4 protein-coding genes are annotated in these 8,635 nt (G+C 66.4%); 1 reads left to right on the top strand and 3 read right to left on the bottom strand.

Annotated elements, in window-relative coordinates; all coding sequences use genetic code 11:
• Positions 1-119: 119 nt before the first annotated feature.
• Positions 120-731, top strand: a complete 612-nt coding sequence (locus NGR01S_RS23730) for a histidine phosphatase family protein (protein WP_063040467.1) — start codon at positions 120-122, stop codon at positions 729-731.
• Here the strand turns inward: NGR01S_RS23730 and NGR01S_RS23725 are convergent, their stop codons facing one another.
• From NGR01S_RS23725 to gltB, 3 genes are all read right to left on the bottom strand, one after another.
• On the bottom strand, positions 732-1,631 hold the full coding sequence (locus NGR01S_RS23725) for a cutinase family protein (protein WP_063040465.1): 900 nt from the start codon (positions 1,629-1,631) through the stop codon (positions 732-734).
• Between the two features lie 385 nt (positions 1,632-2,016).
• Positions 2,017-3,486, bottom strand: a complete 1,470-nt coding sequence (locus NGR01S_RS23720) for a glutamate synthase subunit beta (RefSeq protein ID WP_063040463.1) — start codon at positions 3,484-3,486, stop codon at positions 2,017-2,019.
• Between the two features lie 119 nt (positions 3,487-3,605).
• Positions 3,606-8,258, bottom strand: a complete 4,653-nt coding sequence (gltB, locus tag NGR01S_RS23715; protein ID WP_063040461.1) for a glutamate synthase large subunit — start codon at positions 8,256-8,258, stop codon at positions 3,606-3,608.
• Between the last annotated feature and the right edge of the window lie 377 nt (positions 8,259-8,635).

Genomic DNA, 8,635 nt, shown 5'->3' with positions numbered 1-8,635 from the left:
AGTGGTCCGGATCAGGCGATCTCGTGCGGCTCGGCGCCGCCGGGTCCCCCGGTTCTCGTTCAGCCGGCGGGACACCACCTCGCTACCGATCCACCGGGCCGATACGGCAGAGTGGACGCGTGCAATTGATACTCGTTCGCCATGGCCAACCGCTCCGGGTCGACAATGCCGGGCAGGCAGCCGACCCGGGCCTGGCGCCCATCGGCGCGGAGCAGGCCGAACGGGTACCGGCCGCACTGGAATCCCACCGCATCGTCCGGGTGATCAGCAGCCCGCAACGCCGAGCCCGCGAAACCGCCGCGCCGACGGCCGCGAAGCTGGGCCTGGACGTGGACATCATGGACGACCTGGCCGAATACGATCGCGACCTGCCGTCCTATATCCCGATCGAGGACGCCAAGGTGGAGTTCCGGGACACCTACGACCGGATCAAGGCCGGATACCTACCGGCGCAGATCGATGCCGATGCCTTCCGGCACCGGGTGCACGACGCGATCACCGAGATCGCCTCCACCACCCCCGCCGCCGACACCGTGGTGGCGTTCGCGCACGGCGGCATCATCAACGTCACCCTGCAGGACATTCTAGGTCTGGCCCGGCCGCTGACCTTCCCGATCGACTACTGCTCGATCACTCGGATCCTGTTCTCCCGCACCGGTCGCCGCACCGCGGCGACCGTGAACGAGAACGGACACGTCTGGGAATTGCTTCCCCGTAATATCTCCGGCTGATCAGGCCATTCCGGCGATCCAGTTGTGCATCCAGGACAGCGCGGTCTGGCCGCCACCGACCTTGTAGCTGCCGTAGGCGACATGCGACTCGGACCGGTAGAAGGTGTCGAGATCCTTGACCCGCTTCTCGTTGGCGCCGCGGGTCAGCTGGGCCTGCAGCGTCGGCAGACCGCCGTTGGCGAGCAGATCGCTCACGATGGCGCCTACTTCCAGCTGATAACGCCAGATATTGGCCGGGTTCGCGTCGGAGCTCTGCGCGAGGAAACCGGCGAACCGGGTGACGAAATCGTCCGACGCGGTAGCGCAGTAGAGATCGTCGGGGATGCACACCGTGCGGGTACGGTCGCTGACCCAGCCGAACCCACCGACCCGGGGACCACCGGCACCGGCGCCGGGCGCGGGCGGACCGACCTGGATATCACCGGGCGAACGCCGCGGATCGGAGATCAGCCCGACTCCCGCGATACTCTCCGGCCGGATCGGGCCGAGGCCGGTACCGATCTCGGCGGCGAGGTCACCGGCGGCGTCGGCGCCCTGGCTGTAACCCACCAGCGCGACCTTGGTCGCGCCGCAGCGCTGCACCATATTCGTGATCATGCCGCGCGCGTTGGTCACGGCCTCCCTTTTGGAGTCGGCGTAGATATCGCCCTCCCACGGAAAAGCGGTTGCCGCGTAGGTGACGTAGTCGACCTTCGCCGAGGACGGTAGGCCGTTGGTCACCCGGGCGAGCATGCCCGGTGTGGGGCGCTTGTCGTGGCCGGTTTCCCAGGTCCCGGGAATCGCCACCACGTACAGACTCGGGCATCCGGGGTCGGCCGATGCCACCGATCCCCCGAAAACCAATCCCGACGCAACCGCCGCACCGGCACTCAGCGCCGCGGCAACCCTTTTGAACTGCATTCTGCTCCAGTCAACCCTGGCCCCTGATCGGGACGCTCCCGTTAAGCCATCGCCAAGATGCTGAACCCGGCCGATGACACCGATGTGTGTAACAGGTGAACAACAACCACGCGTCACAATTACACGATCGGATCACGATCTCGTACCGGGACACACCGCAGATAACAATAGAGCGACGATCTTGGTATCGCCAGCCCAACCCCACGCTGACCACCGGAGACAAGCGATCGCCCACACTTCACCGGAAATGCATCGTGTCGAATTCGGTTACCGCCCGAAATACATCGGCGCGGTGCCCCGCAGAAAACCGGGAACACCGCGCCGTAACGTATTCAATTGTGTCGCAGCATCTCCGGTACAGCGGTTCCGGGGCGCCGTGCCGAGATCAGCGCTGGGCGACGGCGGTCGGCGGAATCGGCGCGGGCAACGCCGTCTCGCCTTCCAGATACCGGTCCACCGCGGACGCGGCGGCCCGGCCCTCGGCGATCGCCCAGACGATCAGGGACTGGCCGCGGCCCATATCGCCGGCCACGAAGACACCGGGAACATTGGTGGCCCAGTTCTTGTCCCGCTGGACATTGCCGCGCTGGTCGTAGCCGACCCCGAGATCGGTGAGCAGACCCGGCTTGTCCGGGCCGACGAAACCCATGGCCAGCAGCACCAGATCCGCCTCGAGGGTGAAATCGGTGCCCTCGACCTTCTCGAACCGGCCGTTGACCATCTTGACCTCGTGCGCGTCGAGCCCGGTGACCTTGCCATCCGCGCCGACGAAACGTTCGGTGTTCACCGAGAACACCCGTTCGCCGCCCTCTTCGTGCGCCGAGGACACCCGGTACATGAGCGGATAGGTCGGCCACGGGGTGGAACCCGCCCGCTCCTCCGGCGGCCGCGGCATGATCTCGAACTGGTGCACGCTGGCCGCGCCCTGCCGGTGCGAGGTGCCCAGGCAGTCGGCGCCGGTGTCACCGCCGCCGATGATGACGACCTTCTTACCGTGCGCGTGGATCGGCGGCAGACCCTTGTCGTCGGTCACCGGATCACCGTGCTGGACCCGGTTGGCCCACGGCAGGAATTCCATGGCCTGATGGATCCCGTCGAGTTCCCGGCCCGGAATGGGCAGGTCACGCGCCTGGGTGGCGCCACCGGCGAGGACCACCGCGTCGAACTGCTCGCGCAGCTCGTCTGCGGTGATATCGACACCGACATTCACACCGGCCTTGAAGATGGTGCCCTCGGCCTCCATCTGCGCCAGACGGCGATCGATGAACCGCTTCTCCATTTTGAATTCCGGGATGCCGTACCGCATCAGACCGCCGATGCGGTCGGCCCGCTCGAACACGGTCACGGTGTGACCGGCGCGAGTGAGCTGCTGCGCGGCGGCCAGCCCCGCGGGGCCGGACCCCACGACGGCGACCTTCTTACCGGTCAGCCGGGTCGGGTAGACCGGTGCGACCCAGCCCTCGTCGAAGGCGTTCTCGATGATCTCGACCTCGACCTGCTTGATGGTCACCGGGTCCTGGTTGATCCCGAGCACGCAGGACGCCTCACACGGAGCCGGGCACAGCCGCCCGGTGAACTCCGGGAAGTTGTTGGTCGCGTGCAGCCGGTCGATACCCTCACGCCAACGGTCGGAGTAGACCAGGTCATTCCATTCGGGGATCAGGTTCCCCAGCGGACAACCGTTGTGGCAGAACGGAATACCGCAATCCATACAGCGGCTGGCCTGTCGCTGCAGGGTCTGGTGCGGGAAACCCTCCTGGTAGACCTCTTTCCAGTCCATCAGCCGCAAGGGCACCGGACGGCGTTCGGGTAGCTCCCGGGACGTGTGCTTCAGAAATCCTTGGGTGTCACCCACGAGCGGCCCCCGAATAGTCGCAGCGCCTCATCGACGCCATCTGCGGAATTTTCTCACCGGCCACGAGCGGCCTCGAATAGTCACAGCGGCTCATCGACGCCGCCGCCGGAATTTTCTTACTAGCCACGAGCGGCCTCCATGATCGCCTCATCGACATCTTTACCGCTCTTCTCGGCCTCGGAGATGGCGAGCAGCACCTTCTTGTACTCGCGCGGCATGACCTTCACAAAGTGGTTGACCTGCTGCGACCAATCACCCAGGATCCGTTCGGCCACCGCCGAGCCGGTCTGCTCGCGGTGCTGACCGATGATGTCGCGCAGCCAGGTGAAATCGTCACCGGACAGCGGTTCGACGGCTTCGGCCTGTTCCGGGTTGAGCCGGCCGGCGAAAGTGCCGTCGGGGTCGTAGACGAACGCCAGGCCACCGGACATACCGGCACCGAAATTGCGTCCGGTATCGCCGAGGATGACCACCCGGCCACCGGTCATGTACTCGCAGGCATGGTCACCGACACCCTCGACCACCGCGGTGGCACCGGAGTTGCGCACGGCGAACCGTTCGCCGACCACACCGCCGATGAACGCCTGGCCGCTGGTCGCGCCGAACAGGATCACATTGCCGGCGATGATGTTCTCCTCCGCCCGGAAATCGGCCGGAGCGTTGGGCGCCGGGCGGACGACCAGGTGGCCACCCGAAAGACCCTTGCCGACATAGTCGTTCGCATCGCCCTGCACTCGCAGGGTGATACCGGCGGGGACGAACGCACCGAAGCTGTTACCGGCCGAGCCGGTGAGAGTGATGTCGATGGTGTCGTCGGGTAGACCGGCGCCACCGTAGAGCTTGGTGACCTCGTGGCCGAGCATGGTGCCGACCGTGCGGTTCACGTTCGTGATCTTGGTATCGATCCGGACCGGTTTGCCGAACTCGAGCGCGTCGCGGCTCTGCGCGATCAGCTCGTTGTCCAGCGCCTTGTCCAGGCCGTGGTCCTGGTCCTTGGTCCGGCGGCGGTCCTGGAACATGAACGCCGTCTCGACATCGTCGAGGATCGGCGACAGATCCAGTTTGCTCGCCTTCCAGTGCCGCTTGGCCTTGGCGGTATCGAGCAGATCGACCCGGCCGATGGCCTCGTCGAGCGTACGGAAACCCAGTTCCGCCAGCAGTTCCCGGACTTCCTCGGCGATGTACATGAAGAAGTTCACGACGAACTCCGCCTTACCGGTGAACCGCTCGCGCAGCACCGGGTTCTGGGTGGCCACGCCCACCGGGCAGGTGTCCAGATGGCAGACCCGCATCATGATGCAGCCGGAGACCACCAGCGGCGCGGTCGCGAAACCGTACTCCTCGGCGCCCAGCAGGGCAGCGATCATCACATCGCGGCCGGTCTTCATCTGGCCGTCGACCTGCACCACGATCCGGTCGCGCAGGCCGTTGAGCAGCAGGGTCTGCTGGGTTTCGGCCAGGCCGAGCTCCCAGGGGCCGCCGGCGTGCTTGAGCGAGGTCAGCGGGGAGGCACCGGTCCCGCCGTCGTGGCCGGAGATGAGGACCACATCGGCGTGTGCCTTGGACACACCCGCCGCGACCGTGCCGACACCGGGCTCGGCGACCAGCTTCACGTGGATCCGCGCCTGCGGATTCGCGTTCTTCAGGTCGTGGATCAGCTGGGCCAGATCCTCGATGGAGTAGATGTCGTGATGCGGCGGCGGCGAGATCAGGCCGACACCCGGGGTGGAGTGGCGGACCTCGGCGACCCACGGGTACACCTTGTGCGCGGGCAGCTGGCCGCCCTCGCCCGGCTTGGCGCCCTGGGCCATCTTGATCTGGATATCGGTGCAGTTGGTCAGGTAGTGCGCGGTCACGCCGAAACGGCCGGAGGCCACCTGCTTGATCGCGCTGCGCCGCCAGTCGCCGTTGTCCTCCGGTTCGAACCGGGCCGGCGATTCGCCGCCCTCACCGGAGTTGGAGCGGCCACCGAGGCGGTTCATGGCGATGGCCAGGGTCTCGTGCGCTTCGGCCGAGATGGAGCCGTAGCTCATGGCGCCGGTGGAGAAACGCTTCACGATCTCGCCGGCGGGCTCGACCTCCTCGATCGGAATCGGGGAGCGCGCGCCCTTCTTGAACTTGAACAGGCCGCGCAACGAGGCCAGCCGCTCGGACTGGTCGTCGACCAGCTTGGTGTACTCCTTGAAGATCGAGTACTGACCACTGCGGGTGGCGTGCTGCAGTTTGAAGACGGTGTCCGGGTTGAAGAGGTGGTATTCACCCTCGCGCCGCCACTGGTACTCACCGCCCACCTCGAGCTCTCGGTGCGCGCGCTCGCTGCGGTTCTCCAGGAAGGCAACCGCGTGCCGGGTCGCCACATCGGTGGCGATCTCGTCCAGGCCGATCCCGTCCAGATGCGAGCGCAGACCGGTGAAGTACTCGTCCACCAGTTCCTGCGACAGACCGATCACCTGGAACAACTGCGCGCCGTTGTAGGAGGCGACGGTGGAGATGCCCATCTTGGACATCACTTTCAGCACGCCCTTGCTGGCGGCCTTGTTGTAGTTCGCGACGGCCTTGCGGTAGTCGGCGGACAGGTCCCCGGTACTGCCGGGGATCTCCAGGGCACCCCGCTCGAGCATGTCCTCGATCGACTCGAAGGCCATGTAGGGGTTGATCGCGGCGGCACCGAAACCGACCAGCGTCGCCATATGGTGCACCTCGCGGGCGTCACCGGCCTCGACCACCAGACCGACCATGGTGCGGGTGCGTTCCCGGACCAGATGGTGGTGTACCGACGCGGTCAGCAGCAGCGATGGGATCGGCGCGAGCTTCTCGTTGGATTCGCGGTCGGACAGCACGATGATCCGGGCGCCACCGCCGATGGCGGCCGAGACCTGGGTGTTGATCGCGTCCAGCGCCCGGCGCAGCCCAACGCCCCCGGCCGCGACCTCGTACAGGCCGCGTACGACCACCGAGCGCAGTCCGGGCTGGCTGCCGTCGTCGTTGATGTGGACCAGCTTCGCCAGTTCGTCGTTGTCGATGATCGGCTGCTGGATCACGATCTGCCGGCAGGACTCCGGGCTCGGGTGCAGCAGATCGGACTCCGGGCCGATATGGCGGCGCAGGCTGGTGACGACCTCTTCGCGGATGGCGTCCAACGGCGGGTTGGTGACCTGCGCGAACTGCTGGGAGAAGTAGTCGAACAACAGCCGCGGGCGCGCCGACAGCACCGCGATCGGCGTATCGGTACCCATCGAACCCAGCGCCTCGGCGCCGGTCCTGGCCATCGGCGAGATCAGCAGCCCGAGTTCCTCGTTGGTGTATCCGAAGATCTGCTGGCGGATCAGCACCCGATCGTGCGACATGTGGACATGCGGCCGGTCCGGGAGGTCGGAGAGGTTCTTGATGCCCTCGTCGAGCCATTCCCGGTAGGGGTGTTCGGCGGCCAACTTCGCCTTGATCTCGTCGTCGCCGACGATCCGGCCCTGGGCGGTGTCGACCAGGAACATGCGGCCGGGCTGGAGGCGGATCTTGCGGACGACCTTGGACTGGTCGATATCGAGGACACCGACCTCGGAGGCCATGACCACCAGACCGTCGTCGGTGACCCAGATCCGGCTCGGACGCAGACCGTTGCGGTCCAGCACGGCGCCGATGACGGTGCCGTCGGTGAAGCACACCGATGCCGGGCCGTCCCACGGCTCCATCAGCATCGAGTGGTACTCGTAGAACGCCCGGCGCTCCGGGTCCATGTTCTCGTTGCGTTCCCAGGCCTCGGGAATCATCATCAGCACCGCGTGCGGCAGGCTGCGGCCGCCGAGGTGCAGCAGCTCCAGGACCTCGTCGAAACGAGCGGTATCGCTGGCCCCCGGGGTACAGACGGGGAAGATCTTGTCCAGCCGGTTCTTACCGGCAGCATCCTTACCGAAGATGTCCGAACGCAGTAGCGCCTCACGCGCCCGCATCCAGTTCTCGTTACCAGCGACGGTGTTGATCTCACCGTTGTGCGCCACCCGCCGGAACGGGTGGGCCAGCGGCCAGGACGGGAAAGTGTTGGTGGAGAACCGGGAGTGCACGATACCCAGGGCGCTCTCCACCCGGTCGTCCTGCAGGTCCAGGTAGAAGGCCCGCAGCTGCGGGGTGGTGAACATGCCCTTGTAGACGAAGGTCTGGCCGGAGAGGCTCGGGAAGTACACCGACTCCTTGCCCACCGAGCCCTCGCCGGCACCCGCGCGACCGAGTTCGTGCTCGACCCGCTTGCGTACCACGTAGGCGCGCCGTTCGAGGTCCATCCCGGACAGCGGCGCGGCCGAATCGGCGGGTGACCCGATGAACACCTGCCGGAACAGCGGCATGGCATCGCGCGACAGCGCGCCCAGCGACGATTCGTCGATCGGCACCTCGCGCCAGCCCAGGACCGTCAGGCCCTCTTCCTTGACGATCTTCTCCACGCCGTAGCAGGCGCGCGCGGCCTCGCGACGGGCCTGCGGCAGGAAGGCGATGCCGGTGGCGTAGGAGCCCTCCGACGGCAGGTCGAAGTCGACGACTGCCCGGAAGAACCGGTCGGGTACCTGGATGAGGATGCCCGCGCCGTCACCGGAGTTCGGCTCGGCGCCCGCGGCACCGCGGTGCTCCAGATTCAACAGGGCCGTAATAGCCTTGTCGACGATGTCACGGCTGCGGCGGCCGTGCATATCACCGACGAAGGCGACACCGCAGGCGTCGTGTTCGTTCGCCGGGTCGTAGAGCCCGATGGGTCCGGGGGACCTGTGGCCAGGTAGTTGCGTCATGCCTCTGCCTTCGAGAAAGTCGACCTCGACGTGGTGCGGCCTTTGCGAGAACGCCCTGTCGAACGCCGGTACTGTCGAACGCTCCCTGCTTGGACTGCGTTCGTACGTTGGCCGACACCAGCCGCGCTGATGGTGTTCGGCGTGCAGTCACGTCTGAAGTTTTTCCACCTGTCGCTGTGCGCAGGTACCCGCCGGTAACGAAACGCTTACGCGTCCGGAACCCGGGAGCGGGATTTCGCCCGCCAGGCCGGCCTGATCGGTGGTCGCCCGAGCACGCCCTTCGGCCGGACATGGGTATGTGCGGCGTAAGAGCAAACGATAAGCCAGGTCCGGGACCCAACCAACCAAGGTTGCCCTAATAATCGGATCTAGCTGGG

This window comes from Nocardia grenadensis NBRC 108939 (genome assembly GCF_001613445.1).
Taxonomy (GTDB): Bacteria; Actinomycetota; Actinomycetes; order Mycobacteriales; family Mycobacteriaceae; genus Nocardia; species Nocardia grenadensis.
The sequence above is the reverse complement of the archived record's forward strand: the minus strand, read 5'-3'. Positions and strand labels throughout refer to the sequence as shown.

Bases quoted from the DNA above. Each gene is read 5' to 3' on its own strand.
- NGR01S_RS23725 (WP_063040465.1), bottom strand. From the start codon at position 1,631: ATGCAGTTCAAAAGGGTTGCCGCGGCGCTGAGTGCCGGTGCGGCGGTT.
- gltB (WP_063040461.1), bottom strand. From the start codon at position 8,258: ATGACGCAACTACCTGGCCACAGGTCCCCCGGACCCATCGGGCTCTAC.